The sequence below is a fragment of the Cognatundibacterium luofuense genome (genome assembly GCF_018139685.1).
Taxonomy (GTDB): domain Bacteria; phylum Pseudomonadota; class Gammaproteobacteria; order Burkholderiales; family Burkholderiaceae_D; genus Undibacterium; species Undibacterium luofuense.
In genome coordinates, this window is sequence record NZ_JAGSPN010000529.1 from 1 (window position 1) to 300 (window position 300).

Below are 300 nucleotides of genomic sequence, written 5' to 3' on the forward strand. Positions count from 1 at the left end.
TGTTTCTCTTCTAATGCCAGCGTCTGTGCGACGGTAGTGACCTGACGCGCGATCTGCTGTTCGGTTTCTTCATTCGTGCGTAATTCATCCCACATGCTGTCGATCTTATTGAGCACCACCATACGGCCCATACCTGAGCCTATATGATTACGCCAGACATCGATATCGCTCTTGGTTACACCGGTATCGGCGGCCAGAATGAACAGGACCGCATGTGCATTCGGGATCAGGTTCAGCGTCAGTTCCGGCTCAGTACCGATCGCATTCAGGCCCGGTGTATCGACGATGATCAGACCTTCT

1 protein-coding gene is annotated in these 300 nt (G+C 52.7%); it reads right to left on the reverse strand.

From position 1 onward, the window contains the following. On the reverse strand, positions 1 to 300 hold a 300-nt coding region (locus tag KDM89_RS21545), incomplete at both ends, for a GTP-binding protein (protein ID WP_230428019.1).